This window comes from Klebsiella sp. RHBSTW-00215 (assembly GCF_014103785.1).
Taxonomy (GTDB): Bacteria; Pseudomonadota; Gammaproteobacteria; order Enterobacterales; family Enterobacteriaceae; genus Klebsiella.
In genome coordinates, this window is record NZ_JABXQS010000001.1 from 2,904,038 (window position 1) to 2,927,550 (window position 23,513).

Below are 23,513 nucleotides of genomic sequence, written 5' to 3' on the forward strand. Positions count from 1 at the left end.
ATACAGGGTAAATAATGGCGAGAAGAATTCTGGTCGTTGAAGATGAAGCTCCAATCCGCGAAATGGTCTGCTTTGTTCTGGAGCAAAACGGCTTTCAGCCCATCGAGGCGGAAGATTTTGACAGCGCGGTCAATCAACTCAATGAACCCTGGCCTGATTTGATCCTGCTCGACTGGATGCTACCGGGTGGTTCAGGTTTACAGTTTATTAAACAGCTCAAGCGCGAAGCGATGACCCGCGAGATTCCGGTGGTGATGTTGACCGCCCGTGGTGAAGAGGAAGATCGCGTTCGCGGCCTGGAAACCGGCGCGGATGATTACATCACCAAGCCATTCTCTCCGAAAGAGCTGGTGGCGCGAATTAAAGCCGTGATGCGGCGCATTTCGCCGATGGCGGTGGAAGAGGTGATTGAAATGCAGGGGCTGAGCCTCGACCCTTCTTCACATCGCGTCATGACTGGTGAAAACCCGCTGGATATGGGGCCGACCGAGTTTAAATTATTACACTTCTTTATGACCCACCCGGAGCGTGTTTATAGCCGCGAACAGCTGCTCAACCACGTTTGGGGAACTAACGTATATGTAGAAGACAGAACGGTGGATGTACATATTCGCCGCCTGCGTAAAGCGCTGGAACATAGCGGCCATGACCGGATGGTACAAACGGTTCGCGGCACGGGATATCGTTTCTCCGCCCGTTTCTGAATCTCGACAGGAGTGTGAACCGTGCTGGAACGGCTGTCATGGAAAAGGCTGGCGCTTGAGCTTTTCTTGTGTTGTATCCCGGCCCTGATCCTCGGGGCGATTTTTGGTCACCTGCCGTGGTTTTTGCTGGCGGCGGTGACGGGTCTTCTTATTTGGCATTTCTGGAATCTTATGCGTCTGTCGTGGTGGCTGTGGGTTGACCGCAGCATGACGCCACCGCCGGGCAGCGGCAGTTGGGAACCGCTGTTGTACGGCCTGCATCAGATGCAGATGCGTAATAAAAAGCGCCGCCGCGAGCTGGGTAGTCTCATAAAGCGTTTTCGCAGCGGCGCAGAATCTCTCCCTGATGCGGTGGTTTTAACTACCGAAGAGGGCGTGATGTTCTGGTGTAATGGCCTGGCCCAGCAGACGCTTAATCTGCGCTGGCCGGACGATAACGGACAGAACATCCTTAACCTGCTGCGCTACCCGGAATTTGCCAACTACCTGAAATATCGTGATTTCTCGAAGCCTTTGAATCTGGTGTTGAATAATGCCAGGCATCTGGAAATTCGCGTGATGCCCTACAGCGACAAACAGCTGCTGATGGTGGCGCGTGATGTTACGCAGATGCATCAGCTCGAAGGAGCGCGGCGTAACTTCTTTGCCAACGTCAGCCACGAGCTGCGAACCCCGCTGACGGTGTTGCAGGGGTATCTGGAGATGATGCAGGAGCAGATACTGGAAGGGGGCACGCGCGAGAAAGCGTTACACACCATGCGCGAGCAAACCCAGCGTATGGAAGGCCTGGTTAAACAACTGCTGACGCTGTCACGAATAGAGGCCGCGCCGGTACTGGCGATGAACGATAGAATCGATGTGCCAATGATGCTGCGGGTGGTGGAGCGCGAGGCGCAAACCCTGAGTCAGCAGAAGCATGTTCTGCATTTTTCCGTCGATGAGTCGCTGAAAGTGTTGGGGAATGAAGAACAACTGCGTAGCGCGATTTCCAACCTGGTGTATAACGCGGTCAATCATACTCCGGCGGGAACGGAAATCACCGTGAGCTGGAAGCGGGCATCTCACGGCGCGTTGTTTAGCGTCGAGGATAACGGGCCGGGAATTTCTCCGGAGCATATTCCGCGCCTGACCGAACGTTTCTACCGTGTTGATAAGGCACGATCGCGGCAAACCGGCGGCAGCGGTTTGGGGCTGGCGATTGTTAAACACGCGATCAGTCATCACGACAGTCGTCTTGAAATTGAAAGCACGCTGGGCAAAGGGACGCGTTTTAGCTTCTTGCTGCCGGAACGTTTAATTGCCAAAAATGAGCCCTAGTTCCTGTCCTGTCAGCATTAGTTGCCAATGACCAGCTTCGGCTGGTCATTTTCATTTGCAGTCAATTTCGTTTTGCGTAATTAACGAACGTTTGCTGCTTTTTTGTTCGCATGATAAGCCACATGTTTTCCATCAGTCAGGTCAATCATTCTGGCTATGAAAATAGAGTTAGCATAATCATCTGCTTTTACGATCCCTCCTTGCTTTAAAACGTTATAAGCGTTTAAATTGCCCCCCTACGGTCGCAGACAGACTGTTTTTGCGTGGTAATTCAAAAAACAATTCTTTTCCACGCCGCTTTGGGAGCATATCCCGCTGAGTTTACTGACAATGGCCGCTGTATCATCCCCTAAGGGAAGGCGCGGTATTTATCCGTTTTTACAACACCACATCCACAGGCAGTAATGAATTTATGACCCATCAGTTAAAATCTCGCGACATCGTTGCGTTGGGCTTTATGACCTTCGCGCTGTTCGTCGGCGCAGGCAATATTATCTTCCCTCCGATGGTTGGCTTACAGGCTGGTGAACACGTCTGGACCGCGGCTATTGGCTTTCTGATTACCGCCGTGGGTTTACCGGTGCTAACGGTCGTGGCATTGGCGAAAGTCGGCGGCGGCGTAGAAAGCCTGAGCACGCCGATTGGTAAAGTCGCCGGTATCCTGCTGGCCGTAGTTTGCTATCTGGCTGTGGGGCCGCTGTTCGCTACTCCGCGTACCGCCACCGTCTCCTTTGAAGTGGGGATTGCCCCGCTGACCGGTGATGGCCCGCTGCCGCTGCTGATTTACAGCGTTATCTATTTTGCACTGGTGATCCTCGTTTCGCTCTATCCGGGCAAACTGCTGGATACGGTGGGGAATTTCCTCGCGCCGCTGAAAATCATTGCGCTGGTTATTCTCTCCGTTGCGGCGATTGTCTGGCCAGCCGGCCCGCTGAGTCACGCGATGGAAGCCTATCGCACTGCACCGTTTTCTAACGGCTTCGTTAACGGTTACCTGACCATGGATACCCTCGGGGCGATGGTCTTTGGTATCGTGATTGTCAACGCTGCGCGTTCCCGTGGCGTGACTGAAGCCCGTCTGTTGACCCGCTACACCGTCTGGGCTGGCCTGATGGCTGGTGTTGGCCTGACGCTGTTGTATCTGGCGCTGTTCCGCCTCGGTTCCGATAGCGGCACGCTGGTCGAGCAATCCGCCAACGGCGCGGCGATTCTGCACGCTTACGTACAGCATACCTTCGGCGGCGCGGGAAGTTTCCTGCTGGCGGCGCTGATCTTTATCGCCTGTCTGGTTACGGCGGTGGGCCTGACCTGCGCCTGCGCGGAGTTTTTCGCCCAGTACCTGCCGTTCTCTTATCGCACGCTGGTGTTTATCCTCGGCCTGTTCTCGATGGCGGTCTCCAATCTGGGGCTGAGCCACCTGATTCAGATTTCAATTCCGGTGCTGACGGCAATCTACCCGCCGTGTATCGCACTGGTTGTATTAAGCTTTACCCGCGGTTGGTGGCATAATTCGTCCCGCGTTATTGCCCCGGCCATGTTTATCAGCCTGATGTTTGGTATTATTGATGGCGTGAAAGCGTCACCGTTTGCCGACTTTATGCCATCCTGGACCGCGCGTCTGCCGCTGGCAGAACAGGGGCTGGCCTGGCTGATGCCGACCGCAGTAATGCTGATTCTGGCGGTTGTTTGGGATCGTGCCGTAGGACGTCAGGTGACATCCGGCGCACACTAAACGACGTCGAAAATTTAAGTGCTTAACCACGGGGTTTAACTTCCCGTGGTTTTTTGTTTTTTGGTTCTACCTGTCATACTTCAAGTTGCTTGTGCGTTGGCTACGCTCGCTCCCCCAGTCACATAGTCATCTATGCTCCTGGGGATTCGCTCCCTTGCCGCCTTCAAGCAACTCGAATTATTTAGGGTATATGCTCCTTTTGAACTTTGCCCCCGCAAAGGCCAGAGGGAGACAAACGGCATGGAACACGATGGAAAGTAGTAACAAGCTTAAGCGTGGGCTAAGTACCCGGCATATTCGTTTTATGGCTCTTGGTTCGGCAATCGGTACCGGGCTTTTCTATGGCTCGGCTGACGCGATTAAAATGGCGGGGCCGAGCGTCCTGCTGGCTTATATTATTGGCGGCGTCGCGGCGTATATTATCATGCGCGCGCTGGGCGAGATGTCGGTGCATAACCCTGCCGCCAGCTCGTTCTCACGCTACGCGCAGGACTACCTTGGTCCGCTGGCGGGTTACATCACTGGCTGGACCTACTGTTTTGAAATCCTGATCGTCGCCATCGCCGATGTAACAGCCTTCGGCATCTATATGGGCGTCTGGTTCCCGGCGGTGCCGCACTGGATTTGGGTGCTCAGCGTGGTGTTGATCATCTGCGCCGTCAACCTGATGAGCGTGAAGGTCTTCGGCGAGCTGGAGTTCTGGTTCTCCTTCTTCAAAGTCGCCACTATTATCATCATGATTCTGGCCGGTTTCGGCATCATTATCTGGGGTATTGGTAACGGCGGCCAGCCGACCGGCATCCATAATCTATGGAGCAACGGCGGTTTCTTCAGCAACGGCTGGCTGGGGATGGTGATGTCGTTGCAGATGGTGATGTTCGCCTACGGCGGGATTGAAATCATCGGTATTACCGCCGGTGAAGCGGAAGACCCGGAGAAATCTATTCCTCGGGCCATTAACTCGGTCCCGATGCGTATCCTGGTGTTTTACGTCGGCACGCTGTTCGTGATTATGTCTATCTACCCGTGGAATCAGGTTGGAACGAACGGTAGCCCGTTTGTCTTAACCTTCCAGCATTTGGGTATCACCTTTGCCGCCAGCATCCTGAACTTTGTGGTGCTGACCGCTTCACTGTCGGCGATTAACTCTGACGTCTTTGGCGTGGGGCGGATGCTGCACGGTATGGCGGAGCAGGGCAGCGCGCCGAAAATGTTCGCCAAAACGTCGCGCCGTGGGGTGCCGTGGGTGACGGTAATGGTGATGACCATTGCGCTGCTGTTTGCGGTCTATCTTAACTACATCATGCCAGAGAACGTCTTCCTGGTGATTGCCTCGTTGGCCACCTTCGCCACGGTGTGGGTGTGGATTATGATCCTACTGTCGCAGATTGCCTTCCGCCGCCGTCTGCCGCCGCAAGAGGCGCAGGCGCTGAAGTTTAAGGTGCCGGGCGGGGTAACGACGACGGTTATTGGGCTGATATTCCTCGTCTTTATTATTGGTCTGATTGGTTATCATCCGGATACCCGCATCTCGCTGTACGTCGGTTTTGCGTGGATTATCCTGCTGCTGGTGGGCTGGCAGTTTAAAACTCGTCGCGACCGTAAGCTGGCGAAGGCGTAGCCATTTTGTTCTCTCCTTGCCGGATACGCTCAGGCTATCCGGCAAGAGATCCCTCCACCCCCGCCATCCTCCCCCAATAATTCTGCCGATGATGAGTCATACGCCTGTACGCTGTGGCAAGGTGTGCCCATTCTGCAAAGAGAGGAATAACGATGTTGAAGGCATGGCACCTCCCGGTTGCTCCGTTTATTAAGGAACAGCAGGAACGACTGTTTATTACATTATGGCTAAGCGGCGACGATCTGCCGCCGCGGGTGACGTTGCGTGCGGAGGAGGACAACGAAGAGCTTTCGCTGCCGATGCACCGTCTGCGGCAGGAGCCGCATCCAGGCGTGGTAGCGTGGCGCGGGGAAATCAACCTCGTCAACGGGCAGCCGCGTCGGCGCTATAGCTTCAAGCTGCTGTGGGCCGACCGTCAGCTTTGGTTCACGCCGCAGGGTTTTAATCGATTCCCACCAGCGCGGCTGGAGCAGTTTGCCGTCGATGTTCCGGACAGCGGACCGCAGTGGGTGGCCGACCAGGTGTTTTACCAGATTTTCCCCGACCGTTTTGCCCGCAGCCAGTCGCGCGAGGCTGAACAGGACAAGGTTTACTATCATCACGCAGCCGGTCACGACATCGTGCGTAAAGAGTGGGATGAACCGCTCACCGGCGAGGCGGGCGGCTCCACCTTTTATGGCGGCGATCTGGATGGTATCAGCGAAAAGCTGCCGTACCTGAAGCAGCTTGGCGTCACGGCTCTGTATTTGAACCCGGTCTTTGTTGCCCCCAGCGTGCATAAATACGACACCGAAGATTACCGGCGCGTTGACCCGCAGTTTGGCGGCGATGCGGCGCTGCTGCGCCTGCGCCACAATACGCAAAAAGAGGGAATGCGTCTGATCCTTGATGGCGTATTCAACCACAGCGGTGATTCGCACGCCTGGTTTGATCGCCATCAGCGCGGTAGCGGTGGTGCCTGCCATAATGCCGATTCGCCGTGGCGCGACTGGTATAACTTCTCTCCGGAGGGCGTGGCCCATGATTGGCTGGGATATTCCAGCTTGCCGAGGCTGGATTATCGATCGGAGACCCTGGTCAATGAAATCTATGCCGGAGAAGATAGTGTGGTGCGCCACTGGCTGAAAGCGCCGTGGAGCATGGACGGCTGGCGGCTGGACGTGGTGCATATGCTGGGCGAAGGCGGCGGGGCGCGTAATAACCTGCGCCATATTGCCGGCATCACCCATGCGGCGAAGCAAGAGCAACCGGAGTCCTTTGTGTTTGGTGAGCATTTCGGCGATGCGCGACAGTGGCTACAGGCCGACGTTGAAGATTCGGCGATGAACTACCGCGGTTTTACCTTCCCGTTGTGGGGCTTTCTTGCTAATACCGATATTTCCTACGATCCGCAGAAAATCGATGCGCAAACCTGCATGGCGTGGATGGATAACTATCGTGCCGGGCTATCGCATCAGCAGCAGTTGCGGATGTTCAATCAGCTCGATAGTCACGATACCGCCCGCTTTAAGTCACTTTTGGGCAAGGATGTGGCGCGTCTGCCGCTGGCGGTGGTATGGCTGTTCAGCTGGCCAGGCGTACCGTGCATTTATTACGGTGATGAAGTCGGCGTGGATGGCAATAACGATCCGTTCTGCCGTAAGCCGTTCCCGTGGGATCCGGCATTGCAGGATGGCTGTCTGCTCGGCTTGTATAAGCGTATGAGCAAGCTGCGTAAGGCTAATCAGGCGCTGCGCTACGGCGGCTGCCAGGTGATTTATGCCGAAGAGAACGTGGTAGTGTTCGTGCGTGTCTATAAGCAGCAGCGGGTGCTGGTGGCGATTAACCGCGGCGAAGCCTGCGAGGTTGTTATTGAGGATTCACCGCTGCTTGATGTTAACAGCTGGCAGTTGAAAGAGGGAGCCGGGGCGCTGCACGACGGTGTGCTGACGCTACCCGCTATCTCGGCCAACGTGTGGTTTAGCCGTTAATGATAGAGCTGGCTCAGTCTTTCGTCCTGGAGAATGGCTTCACGCCACCAGCGCTGGGCCAGCCCGTCATTCCCGCTACGCCAGGCCATATAGGTAATATCTTTCTCACGAAACGACGTGACAGGCTTTTCCACCAGCTCGCCGCTTTCCAGCCACTGACGGGCGATATGGCGCGGTAAAAAGCCGCAGCCCAGCCCGGCGCGTAACAATTCCACTTTGCTGGCGAAGCTATCGACGCGAATTTGCGGCTGTTCATCAAGCAGATTGCTGTTAAGTGGATGGCAGTTGCGTGCGCTGTCGCTGATCACCACCGCGCGATGCAGGCTCAGCTGTTTGTTGGTCAGCGGTTGGGTGGTTTGCGCCAGTGGATGCTCCGGCGCAACGACGAAAATATTGTCCATTGTGCCGAGCATTTTCCACGACCATTCGGCAGACGTTGGCGGTTCATTAATCGCCCCGAGAATAATATCCGCTCCGTTGTGGGTGAGTTCTTCCCATGAACCGGCGAGAGTATGATGGGTAAAGTTAAGCCGGGTTTGCGGATGCAGCGAGTAGAACTCGTCGATCAGCGGTAACAGCGCATTAAAAGGGAAAGAGTCATCCAACGCGATGGCCAGATCCCGCTCCCAACCGGCGCTGAGCTGAACCGCCTGCTTTTCCAGATCTTTGGCAGCATTCAGCAACAATCGCCCCTTCTCCAGCATCATTCTGCCAGTATCGGTAAATTTAGCCCGATGTCCGGAGCGATCCAACAAGGTAATGTTCAGATCGTTCTCCAGTTTTTGGATCATGTAGCTCAGCGCGGCGGGGGTCTTAAAGAGTGACTCGGCGGCGGTGGCAAAAGAGCCATGTCTGTCCAGCGCGTCGAGAATCAGCAGGACATCAAGGTTTAAACGCATGAGTCAAATTCCAACAAAAAATAGTCTCTATGTTTTACCGAAGGCTGATATTCAATTCCAGTGAATAATTTAGAACAGTTAAGCGTAAAATTTTGATATACCCAAAATAATTCGAGTTGCTTAAAGGCGGCAAGGGAGTGAGTCCCCGGGAGCATAGATGACTATGTGACCGGGGTGAGCGAGCGCAGCCAACACATAAGCAGCTTGAAGTATGACGGGTATAAACATAAATTCATTAATATTGTGATAGATAATTTAATAGCCATAACTTTTTCTTCAGAAATAAATTAGAAAAAAAACTTTAATAACTCGTTAGAAATTACTGACTATACTCACCATGCTTTATCAGTCAGGATCCAGACAGCACAACGGCTACTGTAGTATCTTTTTAACTCATTGATTAACAGGATATGTTATGTCTATTCGTGAACTGATCGATCCCTCTAACTCTGCCCTCATTTTTATTGACCACCAGCCGCAAATGTCTTTTGGCGTGGCTAATATTGATCGCCAGACGCTGAAAAATAATACGGTGGCTCTAGCCAAAGCTGGGAAAATTTTTAATGTTCCGGTGATTTATACTTCAGTAGAAACTAAAAGCTTCAGCGGCTATATCTGGCCAGAACTGCTGGCGGTACATCCTGATGTGAAACCCATTGAACGCACGTCGATGAACTCCTGGGAAGATGCGGCTTTTGTGGCGGCGGTAAAAGCGACCGGGCGTAAAAAATTGATTATCTCCGCTTTGTGGACCGAAGTGTGCCTGACCTTTCCGGCGCTGATGGCGCTGGATGAAGGATATGAAGTTTATGTGGTGACCGATACGTCCGGCGGCACCTCGGTTGATGCCCACGAACGCTCAATTGATCGTATGGTTCAGGCCGGTGCGGTGCCGGTGACCTGGCAGCAGGTGCTGCTTGAGTATCAGCGCGACTGGTCACGCAAAGAGACCTATGACGCAGTGATGGACCTGGTGCGTGAGCACAGCGGCGCTTACGGAATGGGCGTGGATTACGCGTATACCATGGTGCATGGCGCGCCGGAGCGTCAAGCTTAAATACACTTCATCCTTCAAGCTGCCTCTTTGTTGGCTTCGTTTGCCCGCCCCGGTCACTGACTTATGTCAGCTCCCGGGGACGTACAACCCTGTCGCCTCGATGCAGCATGAATGATTTTGTGTATTGTCATTTATGGCTGATGGCGGGGTAAATCCCGTCATTACCCTGAAGCAAGGAACTCTTAATGGCGCAGCAGAAATCGGTGACCCTGGTTATCAGTCATGTACTCGACCCCGAACATGGCCAACGTTATGAAGAGTGGCTGGGTAAAATTATGCCGATTGCGGCGGAGTTTCCCGGACATCTTGGCGCCAACGTGATTCGCCCGGCCGCCGGGCAGAATTTATGGAGCGTTATCATTCGCTTTGACACCATTGAGCATCTTTACGCCTGGACGCAGTCAGAAACGCGTCGCGAGCTGGTGGCGGAAATCGCACCACTGCTGAGCGAAGGCGACCGGACCGAAGTTCGCACCGAACCGGCCTTTTGGTTTACGCCACCGACTGCCAACGTGCGCCAGCCGCTGCGCTGGAAGCAATTTTTAATCACCCTGCTGGTGATTTTCCCCAGTACCAATCTGGTGCCCACGGTAACCGGAATGCTATTGCCCTCGCTGAAGGGAAGTCTGTTACTGCATTTGATCAATGATGCCTGTGTGGTCGCGCTGGTGGTCTGGTTCTGGATGCCCATCGTGACCCGTCTGTTTGCTGGCTGGTTAAAGAAAAACTGAGTCAGCCTCCTCAAGGAGAGCGTTATGTCGCAAACTGCCACACTGATCCTGACCCACGGTCGGGTTCATACTCTCGATCGCCAAAACCCGCTTGCCGATGCGGTGGCGATCGCCAACGGTAAAATTCTCGCCGCCGGTAATCACGATCGGATCATGAGCTTTGCCGCGGAAGGAACGCAAATTATCGATCTCAAAGGCCATACGGTGATCCCCGGCCTTAACGACTCCCACCTGCACCTGATCCGCGGCGGTCTGAACTACAATCTTGAACTGCGCTGGGAGGGCGTGCCTTCGCTGGCGGACGCGCTGCGGATGCTTAAAGATCAGGCCGACCGTACGCCGTCGCCGCAGTGGGTGCGGGTGGTGGGGGGCTGGAGCGAATTCCAGTTTGCCGAACGGCGGATGCCAACCCTCGAAGAGCTGAACGACGCCGCGCCGGATACCCCGGTATTCGTTCTGCATCTCTACGATCGCGCGCTGCTTAACCGCGCAGCATTAAAGGCGGTGGGCTATACCAAAGAGACCCCGGATCCTGCTGGCGGCGAGATCGTTCGCGACGCTAAGGGTAACCCGACCGGGATGCTGATCGCCAAACCCAATGCGATGATCCTCTATTCGACGCTGGCGAAAGGGCCGAAGCTGCCGCTGGAGCTGCAGATCAACTCAACGCGTCAGTTTATGCGCGAACTGAATCGCCTTGGGCTGACCAGCGCTATCGACGCCGGAGGCGGTTTTCAGAACTACCCGGAAGATTATGAAATTATTGAGCAGTTACACGCCAAAGAGCAGATGACCGTGCGTATCGCCTATAACCTGTTTACCCAGCGACCAAAGCAGGAGCTGGAAGACTTTGAGCGCTGGACCGACATGCTCAAGCCGGGGCAGGGGACTGATTTTTACCGTGCTAACGGTGCCGGGGAGATGCTGGTCTTCTCGGCGGCGGATTTTGAAGACTTCCTCCAGCCGCGCCCGGATCTGCCGCAAGGGATGGAAGACGAGCTGGAAAGGGTGGTGCGCCATCTTGTCGAACACCGCTGGCCGTTCCGCCTGCACGCGACCTATGATGAGTCTATCAGCCGGATGCTCGACGTCTTCGAGAAGGTCAACCGCGATATTCCGTTCAACGGCCTGCACTGGTTCTTTGATCACGCGGAAACCATTACCGAGCGCAATATCGAACGCGTGAAAGCGCTGGGTGGCGGTATTGCGGTGCAGCACCGGATGGCTTTCCAGGGCGAATATTTTGTCGACCGCTACGGCAAAGATGCGGTCAAACATACCCCGCCGGTAGCGAAGATGCTTGAGCTGGACGTGCCGGTAGGATTGGGCACAGATGCCACCCGCGTGGCGAGCTACAACCCGTGGACCGCGCTGTACTGGCTGGTTTCTGGGCGGACGGTTGGCGGGATGGCGATGTACGACGAAAGCAACCGCCTGCCGCGCGACGTGGCGCTGGAATTGTGGGCCGCGGGAAGCGCGTGGTTCTCCAGCGAACAGGGTAAGAAAGGGCGAATTGAACAGGGCCAGCTTGCTGACCTGGTGGTGCTGTCCAAAGACTACTTCAGCGTCGCGGAAGAGGAAATTAAGGGAATTGAGTCGGTCCTGACGGTGGTTGACGGTAAGGTGGTTTACGCCGCCGGGCACTTCTCGCCGCTGGCTCCACCGTCAATCCCCGTGCTGCCTGAGTGGTCGCCGGTAGTGAAGGTGCCGGGACATTACCGTTCAGCGCCGCCGACGGCGTCGAAAATTGGCGCGATAGTCCAGATGCACCAGTGCTGCGGCAGCTGTGGAGTTCATGGGCATCAGCATGATATTGCGCGCAAATCGTCTATTCCGGTTGCTGATGAGCAGGCATTCTGGGGCGTGCTGGGCTGCTCTTGCTTTGCGTTTTAGTTCACGATTAACCCGCCCCGGTGTTGTCCGGCGGCGGGTTTCTCCCTGGGATGACGTCAGTCTATAAAGCCAAAATTTTCTAATAGCGGTTTTGCGAGCCAAAAAGCTCGATACGGCGTGCAATCATTTCTCGCACCGGTTTTAGCCCCTGATTGATCACTTTGCGCGGGTCGTTGACATCGTGGCCGGTATCGGCGGCAAAAATTGCTTTTACTTCCTGACACCAGGCGTACATATTTTCGGTATTGACGTTAATCTTGGCCGTACCGCAGGCGATTGCCTTACGCATGTCTTCATCGGCAATACCCGTACCTCCGTGCAGAACCAGCGGAACATTCACCAGCTCGGAAATGGCCTTCATCTCCGTAAACCCCAGTTTAGCTTTGCCTTTGTACAGTCCGTGGGTTGACCCCAGCGCCGCTGCCAGGCAATCAACCTGGGTCTCTTTGACCAGGGTATAGCACTCCTGCGGGTCAGCATATATTACTTCGGAATTGACGATCCCGTCTTCGCTGCCGGCGATGGTCCCCAACTCTGCCTCAACTGAAACGCCTTTACTGTGCGCCAGTTCGACCAGGTGGCGGGTGATAGCCAGGTTTTCGTTAAACGGCAGGTGCGAACCATCAAACATAATGGAGCTGAATCCTGCTTCGATAGCCGCCTCGCAGGCTTCCCGAGTGGTCCCATGATCCAGGTGCAGCGCTACCGGAGTATCAATATGTAAATAATCCATCGCGTTAACCACGATGTCATGGATACATTTTAATCCCAGCATATGTTTAACCGTACCGCCGGAAACCCCCAAAATAACGGGAGAGCGTAGCTGTTGCCCGGTGCTTAATACTGCACCGACCCATTCCAGATTATTGATATTGAATTGCCCTACGGCATAACCGTCCCGTAGGGCATGCTGAAGCATGTCCTTCATCGAAACTAACATAATCACCTCTGAAGTTTAATTAACAGCAATTATTCGCCAAAATATTGCTTTAAGTTTCTTTCGTAACTATTTAACGAGTTATGAACCACCGCAAGATCCGGCATGGATTCACGTACACCTTTTTTCTCAATAGAGATAGCCGCAGTCAGGCTGGCAAATAAAATAATATTATCGATATGCCACGAATAATGGACGCCGTAGGTAAATGCACCATGGAATACATCCCCTGCGCCGGTGGTATCCACGGCATTACACAGCCAGGTGGGGACAATTTGCAGCATCCCGTTCTTTAAGAACGCACAGCCTTTTTCTCCGAGGGTAATAAATGCTTCGCCACGGCAAATTTTATTTAACTCGATAAGCGCTGTTTTAATTTCAGCCTCGGTACTGAGGGCGCGATATCCCATATAGTCTCGGGCAAAGTGTTCACTGACGACAAAATAATCGGTCCAGGCCGCTAATTTAATATTGCTGTCGCGTAATGAACCGCCGTCCATAACCACTTTCGCCGCGGGCAGTTTTTTGATTAAATACTCGCTAATTTCTGCTTCATGACCATCAACTAATAGCGTTACCGGTTCTTCTGACGCAATAAGCCGTTCAGCCAAATCATCGAGCTTGAGCTTCTGGTCATAAGTCAGCGAAGGTGGCGTTTGCATTTTACGGGTAATAATCGTCCGCGAGCCCGTTAAGCGATTGACCAGTACCGACGCCAGCGGGGTGATCATTTCATCGGAGAAGACCACATGGCTGGTATCGACGCCCGCTTCGGCAAACTCATCGATAATGCGCTGACCGTAAAGATCTTTATTCAAATGACCGATGTAATAAACATCTTCACCCCATAGTCCCAGCAGCCACGCCGCATTTGCCGCCGGGCCGCCACCGCTCTCGATAAAGTCATGGCAGAAATTTTTGGTATTCTCCTGCGGCCACTCGTTAAGAAAAAAGAACTGATCAAAACATGAAAATCCAATGGACAAGATAGCCATAACAACTCCTGATTATTTTGTCAGCTGCGGGAAGAAATCCCTTCCCGCAGGGAAAAATGAAACCACTTATTCATTTTTCTTATCCGCAGTGAGCTCCTCATAGCTGAGCGTGTCACCGACTACACGAACTGAACGGAAGCAGAATGGCACCAGCAGCGCAACAATAAGCGCCAGGCAAATCAGATAGATAGTTATCTGACCAAACTGGGTGAAAGCATTCCCGATGATGATGCCCCAGACGGCGAAATCGAAGTCGGCAAATGTGCTGTTTTCAAAGCCAAGGTTGCCCAGCGCCGGGAGTAGCATCGCCGGGAGGAAAGCGAGGAATATCCCGCCGATGAACGAGGCAATCACGCAGCCGCGCTTGCCGCCAAGTTTGTCGGCAAAGACTCCGGAAGTCCCGCCGCAGAAGAAGTGCGGTACCATGCCAGGAATAATCAGCGCCATACCAAATGCGCCAAGGAACAGCATACCGACCAGACCGCCAATGAACGAGCTGATGAAGCCCACGACCACGGCGGTTGGACTAAAGGTGAAGAACACCGCGCAATCAACGGCCGGGATAGAGTTCGGTATCAGCTTCTGACTGATCCCCTGGAAGGCCGGGACCAGATCGCCGAGGATCAGCCGCACGCCGTTGTAGACGATGGCGACGCCGACGGCAAATTGCAGACCGGTCAGGATGGAGAAGATCAGCATGTTCTGATCCGTTATCGTACGCAGGTACTCTGTGCCTGCGACGGCGCTACACACAAAGTAGATGATGAACATCACGATGCCTGTGGTGACCGTAGTATCGCGCAGAAAGCCCCATTTCTCTGATATTTCGGTATCGGCGAAAGAATTGGCCGGGTTGCCGGTTTTGGTCGCAATCCAGGCTGAGATGTAATAGCCGAGGGAACCGAAGTGCCCCATCGCAATGCCGCCGTCTTCGGTGACCTGCTTGGTATAGCGTTGACCAATGGCTGGAGAAATGGCTGACCATGAGCCCAGCAGGAATCCCCCGATCAGAACCAGCATCCAGCCGCGGAATTCTGCCGCCTGTAGCACCGCCGAGAACAGACAGGCCAGGAAGAAAGAGTGGTGGCCGGTCAGAAAGATATATTTGTACTTGGTGAAACGGGCAATCACCAGGTTGAAAATAAACCCGAGCAGCAAAATACTCATGGTTTCCACACCCAGCACTTTCTGCGCGACGGAAACAATGGCCTCGTTGTTAGGGATAACGCCGCGAATATTAAATCCGGCTTCGATAATGCCGCCAAGCGGGTTCAGGTTGGCAACGATAACCCCTGCACCCGCGCTTAACATCAAATAGCCTAAAATAGGCTTTAAGGTACCGGTGAGTAATTTATTTCCGGGGGATCGCAGCGCTACTAAGCCGACAAATGCGATAATCCCCATCAGAAATGCGGGTTGACTAAATATTTCCGATAAGAAACTAAGAATAGCCTGCATGATCGTTCCCTCAATAATGATTAAGAGTGAGTCGCAGCAACTTTGGTGAGTGCTTCAGTAATATCTTCAGCGATTTTCGCTTTATGCACATAGCTGCGAATAATGGCAACGTTACAGTGCGCAGGAAATTGGTTTGCCAATTCTTTGATCGTGACATAAAGATCGGCTTTTTCACCTACGGCATTGGCAAAATCAACGGAGGCGACGTCAGCTTTGATACCTAATTCATCACATATTTTTTTGACATTATTAGCAGCCATTAATGAACTGCCAATACCGTTACCACAAACTGTTCTGATAACTAACATAATGACTACTCCATTTGCTTTTGGATGAAATGTAATACTGAATTGATGTCATTCTCCTGTTGGAGAAAACTGACAATATCTGACTCAATCAGTGAGGCTATAAGTTGGATCATTTTTATATGACTATCGGCATCCGCCCCAGCGATGGCGATGATGACGTTAACCGGATCAAACTCCTCATGACCAAAGGCGATTGGTTGTTGGGTGGTAACTAATGAAAACCCGGTTCGTAATGCGCCTTTTTCTGGTCGTGCATGCGGCATCGCCAGGCCGTAGTCGATAACAATGGCTGGACCAAAATCGCGATAGACTTCGAGCATTTCGCCGATATATTCCACCCGACAAATATTTTTCCGGACAAGCAGCGATCCAGCGAATTCGATAGCCTGCTCGGCGGTTGAAATATTCTGCTTAAGCGCAATCAATGTAGGGTCAAAAATAATTTCCATCATCCGATCCTTAATGCGTTCATATTCCTGAACTAGATCATGGACAAATATATCAACAAAAATGATGGTTCAGATCACATATGGATTTTTAAATATTGAAGTTGATCACACTGGAGTAATGTTTGAATTATTTTTTATGTAAAAAATAGATTTATTATGTTGTTTAATATCAGTCAGTTACAATTATTCTCTTTGTGCGGAAGAAAAAGACAGGACGAATGAATGGTCGAACATCTGAATTTTAAATGAAGAAGTGAGGTGTTTATCACAAATATAGGGGTATTTTTTTTACAAAGTTTGAACGGAGTATCAAAAAACGTGCAGAGGGACGATTTTAATCATTTGCGATATCAATGTTTGTATTGCGATGAGTTGAAAAGGCGAAATCGGGGCACAAAAAAGGCCCGCATCTGCGAGCCTTTTTCTGAAACGTCTGCCGATTACAGGCTGGAAACGTTCTCGGTCAGGTATTTAGCAACGCCTTCCGGAGAAGCGGCCATACCTTCTTTTCCTTTTTCCCACTGTGCCGGGCAAACTTCGCCGTGCTCTTCGTGGAACTGCAGCGCGTCAACCATGCGCAGCATTTCGTCGATGTTACGGCCCAGCGGCAGGTCGTTAACCACCTGGTGGCGAACAACGCCGTTAGCGTCAATCAGGAAAGAGCCGCGCAGGGCAACGCCTTCGTCCGGATGCTCGATACCGTACGCTTTCTGGATTTCGCGTTTGATGTCAGCAACCATCGCGTATTTAACCGGACCGATACCACCCTGGTCGACCGGGGTGTTACGCCATGCGTTGTGCACGAACTCGGAGTCGAAAGAAACGCCAACCACTTCTACGCCGCGTTTCTGGAATTCTTCATAACGCTTATCAAAAGCGATCAGTTCAGACGGGCAAACGAAGGTGAAGTCCATCGGCCAGAAGAACAGGACGGTAGCTTTACCGCTGGTGTGCTGTTTGAAATTGAATTTCTCAACGATTTCGCCGTTACCTAATACTGCTGCCGCGGTAAAATCCGGAGCCTGACGAGTAACCAGAACCATATGATTCTCCTGTTAATACTAAGGTTAATTGGAACGCAACGCGGGCAAGTATAGGGAGAGGGGCGAATGAACTCAATGGTAAGCTGACAATCGATGAGATAGGTTTTGTCTATCAATCGTTATTTAAAAGCGCTTTTCAGAATAGTCTTTTCCAGAAAAAGCGCAATCATTTATAGCTCGCGTTTTTTTGCCTGGGACATCATCTGCGGATAGAAGCGCCAGAACTGCTGCTCAAGCTGATCATAATGCGTATCCAGATCTTGCCAGGAGTCGCGCAGAGCATCTAGGCGCGGACGACGGCTGGCCATACCGTTGAGTACGTTCTGGATAAAATCCATATCCTTATAGCGCTCAAGCCAGCGCTCCGACCAGAGATACTCGTTGAGATTAACAAAGCGCGGTGGAGAATCGGGCAGGATCTGCGCTACCTGAGTATGCGCATAGCGAACGAACTCGCTCAGCGGCATCTCAGGAGAAATGCGTTCCCAGTGGTGCGACAGGAAGTGATCCCACATTACGTCGAGAGTAATCGGCGCGACGCGACGGGTCTGCGGGCGGAACCACTCGCGGGCTTCTTTCACTTCTGCCAGGTTGTCGGTCATCACATCGATACGCCGATGCATAAAAATGCCGTCAACGATATCGGCGGGGTAATCCTGTTGCGGATTGCCGCGAACAAAGTCGGCAAGCAGGTTGCCGGGTAGCGAACTGTCGGCGAGATGGGCTAAGTGCAGGTGTGCAAGAAAATTCATCGTTTAATCTTTGTCCTGAGGTGGTAACGGTTGCAGGGAGAACGCCCCGGCACTAGACTACCCGCCTCTTTATTAAGTCTGAGTTACCGTCATGCGCGTTGCCGATTTTTCCTTTGAATTACCCGAATCCCTGATTGCCCACTATCCCATGCCTGAGCGCAGTAGCTGCCGCTTGCTGTCATTAGACGGGCCGACGGGCGCGCTGACGCACGGTACTTTCACCGATTTACTCGATAAGCTCAACCCTGGAGATCTGCTGGTCTTTAACAATACCCGCGTGATCCCGGCTCGTCTGTTTGGCCGTAAAGCCAGCGGCGGCAAGATTGAAGTGCTGGTCGAGCGTATGCTTGATGATAAACGTATTCTGGCACATATTCGCGCATCTAAAGCGCCGAAACCCGGTGCCGAGCTGCTGCTCGGTGATGATGAAAGTATTAACGCCACCATGCTGGCGCGTCACGGCGCGCTGTTCGAAGTTGAATTCAATGACGCGCGCCCGGTGCTGGATATCCTCAACGCCATCGGCCATATGCCGCTGCCGCCATATATTGACCGCCCGGACGAAGATGCCGACCGCGAGCTGTATCAAACGGTCTATAGCACTAAGCCTGGCGCCGTCGCCGCGCCGACCGCGGGTCTGCACTTTGACGATCCACTGCTGGCGGCACTGCGCGAAAAAGGTATCGAAACGGCGTTCGTTACGCTACACGTGGGAGCCGGGACGTTCCAGCCAGTGCGCGTAGATTCAATCGAAGACCACATTATGCATTCCGAATATGCGGAAGTACCGCAGGATGTGGTCGACGCGGTGCTGGCGGCAAAAGCGTGCGGCAACCGGGTGATTGCCGTCGGGACGACGTCGGTTCGTTCGCTGGAAAGCGCGGCCCAGGCGGCAAAAAACGACCTGATTGAGCCTTTCTTCGACGATACGCAGATTTTTATCTATCCTGGCTATCAGTACAAAGTGATAGATGCGTTAGTGACCAACTTCCATTTGCCTGAATCGACACTGATTATGCTGGTTTCTGCCTTTGCTGGTTATCAGCACACCATGAACGCCTATAAGGCTGCTGTAGAAAAAAATTATCGCTTTTTTAGCTACGGGGACGCGATGTTTATCACGTACAATCCGCAGGCTATTTTTGAGCGTGTTGGGGAATAAGTCCGCGACACGAGTGTTTAACGTCAGACTGTTTTTCTGACGCAGGAGTAATAATGAAATTTGAGTTAGATACCACCGATGGTCGCGCTCGCCGCGGCCGTCTTGTGTTTGAGCGCGGCGTTGTTGAAACGCCAGCATTTATGCCCGTTGGCACTTACGGCACCGTAAAAGGGATGACGCCGGAGGAAGTTGAAGCGACCGGCGCGCAAATCATCCTCGGCAATACCTTCCACCTGTGGCTGCGCCCAGGCCAGGAGATTATGAAGCTGCACGGCGACCTGCACGACTTCATGCAGTGGAAAGGGCCGATTCTCACCGATTCCGGCGGTTTCCAGGTATTCAGCCTGGGCGATATTCGTAAGATCACCGAGCAGGGCGTGCACTTCCGCAACCCGATCAACGGCGATCCCATTTTCCTCGATCCAGAAAAATCGATGGAGATTCAATACGATCTCGGTTCCGACATTGTGATGATCTTCGACGAGTGTACGCCTTACCCGGCGGACTGGGATTACGCTAAACGCTCGATGGAAATGTCTCTGCGCTGGGCGAAGCGCAGCCGCGACCGTTTCGACGGTCTGGGCAACAAAAACGCGCTATTTGGCATCATTCAGGGAAGCGTTTACGAAGATTTACGTGATATCTCTGTTAAAGGTCTGGTAGATATTGGCTTTGATGGCTACGCTGTCGGCGGTTTGGCTGTTGGCGAGCCGAAGGAAGATATGCACCGTATTTTGGAGCACGTCTGCCCGCAGATCCCGGCCGATAAGCCGCGATACCTGATGGGCGTCGGTAAGCCGGAAGATCTGGTTGAAGGGGTGCGCCGCGGGATCGACATGTTCGACTGCGTCATGCCGACGCGCAACGCGCGCAACGGCCACCTGTTCGTTACCGATGGCGTGGTGAAAATCCGCAACGCGAAGCACAAGAGCGATACTGCTACGCTGGATGCGGAGTGTGATTGCTACACTTGTCGCAATTATTCACGCGCTTACTTGCATCATCTCGACCGTTGCAACGAAATATTGGGTGCGCGCCTCAATACCATTCATAACCTGCGTTATTATCAGCGCTTAATGGCTGGTTTACGCAAGGCTATCGAAGAGGGTAAATTAGAGAGCTTCGTGACCGATTTTTACCAACGTCAAGGTCGAACCGTTCCACCTTTGAACGTTGACTAATTTTAATAATGAGGGAATTTCAATGAGCTTTTTTATTTCTGATGCGGTAGCAGCAACCGGTGGCGCAGCGCAGGGCAGCCCGATGTCTCTGATTCTGATGCTGGTGGTGTTTGGTCTGATTTTTTACTTCATGATCCTGCGTCCACAGCAGAAACGTAGTAAAGAACATAAAAACCTGATGAGCTCCATCGCCAAAGGTGATGAAGTGCTGACGAACGGTGGTCTGGTCGGGCGTGTCACTAAAGTCGCTGAAAGCGGATACATTGCTATCGCGCTGAACGATACCACTGAAGTGGTTATCAAACGTGACTTCGTAGCTGCCGTTCTGCCGAAAGGCACTATGAAGGCGCTGTAATTACCCATTTTCCCTAAGGGAACTGCCGTGTTAAACCGTTATCCTTTGTGGAAGTACGTCATGCTGGTCGTCGTTATTGTCGTCGGCTTAGTGTATGCGCTTCCCAACCTGTATGGTGAGGATCCGGCTGTTCAAATCACTGGCGCGCGCGGAGTCGCCGCCAGTGAGCAAACGCTGATCCAGGTCCAGAAAACACTACAAGAAGAAAAAATTACCGCGAAGTCTGTGGCACTGGAAGAGGGCGCAATTCTTGCGCGCTTCGACACCACCGATATCCAGCTGCGCGCGCGCGAAGTGCTGATGGGCGTGCTGGGTGACAAATACGTCGTGGCGCTTAACCTTGCTCCGGCAACCCCGCGCTGGCTGGCGGCCATGTATGCTGAACCGATGAAGCTGGGCCTCGACCTGCGCGGCGGCGTGCACTTCCTGATGGAAGTCGACATGGACACCGCGTTGGGCAAACTGCAGGAACAGAATATTGACAGCCTGCGCGGCGAGCTGCGTGATAAAGGCATTCCTTACGCGACCGTGCGCAAGGAAGACAACTATGGTCTGAGCATCGCTTTCCGCGACAGCGCGGCGCGTGACCAGGCTATCTCATATCTTAGCCCTCGTCATCGCGATCTGGTTATCTCTACTCAGGGCAGCACTGGCCTGAAAGCGGTGATGACTGACGACCGTCTGAAAGAAGCCCGCGAATATGCCGTTCAGCAGAACATCAATATCCTGCGTAACCGTGTAAACCAGCTGGGCGTTGCCGAACCTCTGGTTCAGCGTCAGGGTTCCGACCGTATTGTGGTTGAGCTGCCTGGTATCCAGGATACCGCGCGTGCGAAAGAGATTCTGGGCGCGACCGCGACGCTGGAGTTCCGTCTGGTTAATACCAACGTTGATAGCTCTGCTGCTGCCTCTGGCCGCGTACCGGGCGACTCTGAAGTGAAAAACACCCGTGAAGGCCAGCCGGTTGTGCTGTACAAGCGTGTGATCCTCACCGGTGACCACATCACCGACTCGACGTCGAGCATGGATGAGTACAACCAGGCGCAGGTGAACATCTCGCTGGATAGCGCAGGTGGTAACATCATGTCTAACTTCACTAAGGACAATATCGGTAAACCGATGGCGACCCTGTTCGTGGAGTACAAAGACAGCGGTAAGAAAGATGCCAACGGTCGCGCGATTCTGGCGAAAGAGGAAGAGGTGATTAACATCGCCAACATCCAGTCTCGTCTGGGTAACAGCTTCCGTATCACCGGTATCAGCAACCCGACCGAAGCGCGTCAGCTCTCTCTGCTGCTGCGTGCCGGTGCGTTGATTGCGCCGATTCAGATTGTTGAAGAACGCACCATTGGTCCAACTCTGGGTATGCAGAATATCAAGCAGGGCCTGGAAGCGTGTCTGGCCGGTCTGGTGGTCTCCATCCTGTTCATGATCTTCTTCTACAAGAAGTTCGGCCTGATTGCGACTTCAGCGCTGATTGCTAACCTGGTGCTGATTGTCGGCATTATGTCCCTGATTCCGGGGGCGACGCTGACCATGCCGGGTATTGCGGGGATCGTCTTAACCCTTGCGGTGGCGGTCGATGCGAACGTTCTTATTAACGAACGTATTAAAGAAGAACTGAGTAACGGGCGCTCTATACAGCAGGCGATCCATGAAGGCTATGCTGGTGCTTTCAGTTCCATCTTTGATGCCAACATTACGACGCTAATCAAAGTTCTTATCCTGTACGCGGTCGGTACCGGTGCCATTAAAGGGTTTGCGATCACCACCGGTATCGGTGTTGCAACCTCAATGTTTACCGCTATCGTCGGCACCCGTGCCATCGTGAACCTGCTGTACGGCGGCAAGCGCGTTAAAAAGCTGTCTATCTGAGGAGTGCGTTGTGGCACAGGAATATACTGTTGAACAATTGAACCATGGCCGTAAAGTCTGGGACTTTATGCGCTGGGACTACTGGGCCTTTGGCATTTCAGGTTTTTTGCTGATTTTGTCCATCGCCATTATTGGCGTGCGCGGGTTTAACTGGGGTCTGGATTTCACCGGCGGTACGGTGATTGAGATTACCCTGGAAAAACCCGTCGATATGGACGAGGTGCGTGTGTCGCTGCAAAAGGCGGGCTTTGAAGAGCCGCAGCTGCAGAACTTCGGCAGCAGCCGCGACATCATGGTCCGTATGCCGCCGGTGCATGACGCCAACGGCAGTCAGGAACTGGGTAGCAAGGTCGTTAACGTGATTAACGAATCAACCAGCCAGAGCGCGACGGTCAAACGAATTGAATTCGTCGGGCCAAGCGTCGGGGCCGACCTTGCTCAGACCGGTGCGCTGGCGCTGATAGCGGCGCTGGTGTGTATCCTGATCTACGTCGGTATCCGTTTTGAATGGCGTCTGGCGGCCGGGGTTGTTATCTCATTGGCGCACGACGTGGTGATCACTATGGGCGTGCTGTCGCTGCTGCATATCGAGATTGACCTGACCATCGTGGCATCGTTGATGTCGGTCATCGGTTACTCGCTAAACGATAGCATCGTGGTATCTGACCGTATTCGTGAAAACTTCCGTAAGATTCGCCGCGGTACGCCGTACGAAATCTTCAACGTGTCGTTGACGCAGACGTTGCACCGTACCTTGATCACATCCGGGACCACCTTAATGGTTATCCTGATGCTGTATCTCTTCGGTGGCCCGATTCTGGAAGGCTTCTCGCTGACCATGTTGATTGGTGTCTCCATCGGTACGGCTTCTTCTATCTACGTGGCGTCCGCACTGGCGCTGAAGCTGGGCATGAAGCGCGAGCACATGCTGCAGCAGAAAGTCGAGAAAGAAGGGGCGGATCAGCCGTCAATTCTGCCGTAAGGTAATTGCACGTTGATAAACGAATCCCGGTCGCAAGGCCGGGATTTTTTTATTACAGTTGTCCGGATTTTGGTTACTCTCCAGTATCAGCG

Annotated in this window: 21 protein-coding genes; 13 read left to right on the forward strand and 8 right to left on the reverse strand. The window is 53.2% G+C overall.

Annotated features, from left to right (window positions below; genetic code table 11):
* Window positions 1-14 precede the first annotated feature (14 nt).
* From phoB to malZ, 5 genes are all read left to right on the forward strand, one after another.
* The gene (gene phoB / locus HV127_RS13770) at window positions 15-704 is read left to right on the forward strand and encodes a phosphate response regulator transcription factor PhoB (protein ID WP_181483373.1); all 690 of its coding nucleotides are present in this window, start codon (window positions 15-17) and stop codon (window positions 702-704) included.
* 21 nt (window positions 705-725) lie between these two features.
* Window positions 726-2,021 carry a phosphate regulon sensor histidine kinase PhoR gene (gene phoR, locus HV127_RS13775; RefSeq protein ID WP_182236677.1) on the forward strand — a complete coding sequence of 432 codons (1,296 nt, stop codon included), beginning with the start codon at window positions 726-728 and terminating at the stop codon, window positions 2,019-2,021.
* Window positions 2,022-2,433: 412 nt separating this feature from the next.
* Entirely contained in the window at window positions 2,434-3,753 is a 1,320-nt protein-coding gene (gene brnQ, locus HV127_RS13780; RefSeq protein ID WP_182236679.1) for a branched-chain amino acid transporter carrier protein BrnQ, read from the forward strand.
* Window positions 3,754-4,003: 250 nt separating this feature from the next.
* Window positions 4,004-5,374, forward strand: a complete 1,371-nt coding sequence (gene proY, locus HV127_RS13785; protein WP_182236681.1) for a proline-specific permease ProY — start codon at window positions 4,004-4,006, stop codon at window positions 5,372-5,374.
* Between the two features lie 152 nt (window positions 5,375-5,526).
* Window positions 5,527-7,344: a maltodextrin glucosidase gene (malZ, locus tag HV127_RS13790; protein ID WP_182236683.1), complete on the forward strand. Its 1,818-nt coding sequence runs from the start codon at window positions 5,527-5,529 to the stop codon at window positions 7,342-7,344.
* Here the strand turns inward: malZ and HV127_RS13795 are convergent.
* On the reverse strand, window positions 7,341-8,243 hold the full coding sequence (locus HV127_RS13795; protein ID WP_182236685.1) for a LysR family transcriptional regulator: 903 nt from the start codon (window positions 8,241-8,243) through the stop codon (window positions 7,341-7,343). The genes malZ and HV127_RS13795 overlap by 4 nt on opposite strands.
* A gap of 415 nt (window positions 8,244-8,658) precedes the next feature.
* On the opposite strand from HV127_RS13795, the gene HV127_RS13800 reads away from it, so the two are divergent.
* From HV127_RS13800 to HV127_RS13810, 3 genes are all read left to right on the forward strand, one after another.
* On the forward strand, window positions 8,659-9,300 hold the full coding sequence (locus HV127_RS13800) for a hydrolase (protein WP_112214107.1): 642 nt from the start codon (window positions 8,659-8,661) through the stop codon (window positions 9,298-9,300).
* A gap of 185 nt (window positions 9,301-9,485) precedes the next feature.
* Window positions 9,486-10,031, forward strand: a complete 546-nt coding sequence (locus tag HV127_RS13805) for an antibiotic biosynthesis monooxygenase (RefSeq protein WP_182236687.1) — start codon at window positions 9,486-9,488, stop codon at window positions 10,029-10,031.
* Between the two features lie 24 nt (window positions 10,032-10,055).
* A complete protein-coding gene (locus tag HV127_RS13810; RefSeq protein ID WP_182236689.1) occupies window positions 10,056-11,924 on the forward strand; it encodes an amidohydrolase in 1,869 nt (622 codons plus the stop codon).
* A 79-nt stretch (window positions 11,925-12,003) separates the two neighbouring features.
* Here HV127_RS13810 and fba read toward each other — a convergent pair whose 3' ends face one another.
* The 7 genes from fba to acpH all read right to left on the reverse strand — a co-directional run bounded on the left by fba (window position 12,004) and on the right by acpH (window position 17,866).
* The gene (gene fba / locus HV127_RS13815; protein WP_142512209.1) at window positions 12,004-12,864 is read right to left on the reverse strand and encodes a class II fructose-1,6-bisphosphate aldolase; all 861 of its coding nucleotides are present in this window, start codon (window positions 12,862-12,864) and stop codon (window positions 12,004-12,006) included.
* 29 nt (window positions 12,865-12,893) lie between these two features.
* Window positions 12,894-13,856 carry a PfkB family carbohydrate kinase gene (locus HV127_RS13820; RefSeq protein ID WP_182236691.1) on the reverse strand — a complete coding sequence of 321 codons (963 nt, stop codon included), beginning with the start codon at window positions 13,854-13,856 and terminating at the stop codon, window positions 12,894-12,896.
* A gap of 66 nt (window positions 13,857-13,922) precedes the next feature.
* The gene (locus HV127_RS13825) at window positions 13,923-15,314 is read right to left on the reverse strand and encodes a PTS ascorbate transporter subunit IIC (protein WP_139541289.1); all 1,392 of its coding nucleotides are present in this window, start codon (window positions 15,312-15,314) and stop codon (window positions 13,923-13,925) included.
* A gap of 20 nt (window positions 15,315-15,334) precedes the next feature.
* A complete protein-coding gene (locus tag HV127_RS13830; protein ID WP_110273789.1) occupies window positions 15,335-15,622 on the reverse strand; it encodes a PTS sugar transporter subunit IIB in 288 nt (95 codons plus the stop codon).
* A gap of 5 nt (window positions 15,623-15,627) precedes the next feature.
* Window positions 15,628-16,071, reverse strand: coding sequence for a PTS sugar transporter subunit IIA (locus HV127_RS13835; protein ID WP_182240652.1), 444 nt, complete (start codon window positions 16,069-16,071; stop codon window positions 15,628-15,630).
* Between the two features lie 440 nt (window positions 16,072-16,511).
* Entirely contained in the window at window positions 16,512-17,114 is a 603-nt protein-coding gene (locus tag HV127_RS13840) for a peroxiredoxin (RefSeq protein ID WP_004099418.1), read from the reverse strand.
* Between the two features lie 170 nt (window positions 17,115-17,284).
* On the reverse strand, window positions 17,285-17,866 hold the full coding sequence (gene acpH, locus HV127_RS13845; RefSeq protein ID WP_182236694.1) for an ACP phosphodiesterase: 582 nt from the start codon (window positions 17,864-17,866) through the stop codon (window positions 17,285-17,287).
* Between the two features lie 91 nt (window positions 17,867-17,957).
* Between acpH and queA the strand changes: the two genes are divergently transcribed.
* Genes queA through secF form a run of 5 tightly spaced genes read left to right on the forward strand, consistent with a single transcriptional unit; the run spans window position 17,958 to window position 23,421 of the window.
* Window positions 17,958-19,028 carry a tRNA preQ1(34) S-adenosylmethionine ribosyltransferase-isomerase QueA gene (gene queA / locus HV127_RS13850; RefSeq protein ID WP_182236696.1) on the forward strand — a complete coding sequence of 357 codons (1,071 nt, stop codon included), beginning with the start codon at window positions 17,958-17,960 and terminating at the stop codon, window positions 19,026-19,028.
* A gap of 53 nt (window positions 19,029-19,081) precedes the next feature.
* Window positions 19,082-20,209, forward strand: coding sequence for a tRNA guanosine(34) transglycosylase Tgt (gene tgt, locus HV127_RS13855; protein WP_110273785.1), 1,128 nt, complete (start codon window positions 19,082-19,084; stop codon window positions 20,207-20,209).
* A 22-nt stretch (window positions 20,210-20,231) separates the two neighbouring features.
* Window positions 20,232-20,564: a preprotein translocase subunit YajC gene (yajC, locus tag HV127_RS13860; RefSeq protein WP_110273784.1), complete on the forward strand. Its 333-nt coding sequence runs from the start codon at window positions 20,232-20,234 to the stop codon at window positions 20,562-20,564.
* Window positions 20,565-20,591: 27 nt separating this feature from the next.
* The gene (secD, locus tag HV127_RS13865) at window positions 20,592-22,439 is read left to right on the forward strand and encodes a protein translocase subunit SecD (protein ID WP_110273783.1); all 1,848 of its coding nucleotides are present in this window, start codon (window positions 20,592-20,594) and stop codon (window positions 22,437-22,439) included.
* A gap of 10 nt (window positions 22,440-22,449) precedes the next feature.
* Window positions 22,450-23,421 (forward strand): protein translocase subunit SecF, encoded by a 972-nt coding sequence (gene secF, locus HV127_RS13870; RefSeq protein ID WP_110273782.1) that lies wholly within the window; start codon window positions 22,450-22,452, stop codon window positions 23,419-23,421.
* Window positions 23,422-23,513: the final 92 nt, after the last annotated feature.